Source organism: Paraburkholderia sp. SIMBA_053 (assembly GCF_046534895.1).
GTDB lineage: Bacteria > Pseudomonadota > Gammaproteobacteria > Burkholderiales > Burkholderiaceae > Paraburkholderia > Paraburkholderia caledonica.
The window spans coordinates 1-273 of record NZ_JAWRXU010000671.1; the positions used below are offsets into that span (position 1 = coordinate 1).

At 72.2% G+C, this 273-nt stretch carries 1 protein-coding gene; it reads left to right on the top strand.

The window, feature by feature from the left end; all coding sequences use genetic code 11:
* On the top strand, nt 1-262 hold a 262-nt coding region (locus SB753_RS37270; protein ID WP_410805166.1), incomplete at its 5' end, for a phosphatidylserine decarboxylase.
* Nucleotides 263-273: the final 11 nt, after the last annotated feature.

The following is a 273-nucleotide window of genomic DNA, read 5'->3' on the forward strand; positions in this document are numbered from 1 at the left end:
CAGCCTGCGCATCCGCATGGCGGACGGGCGCGATCTTGCCGTGGTGCAGATCGCGGGCCTCGTCGCGCGGCGCATCCTGTGCTTCGTCAAGCCCGGCGACCGGCTGGGAACGGGCGAGCGCTTCGGCCTGATCCGCTTCGGCTCGCGGCTGGATGTCTACCTGCCGCCGGGCGTCGAGCCGCTGGTCCGGGTGGGTCAGACCATGGTCGCGGGCGAAACCGTCCTGGCCGATCTCAACCCGACCGCGAGGGGGCCCGCATGACCGAACCGGTG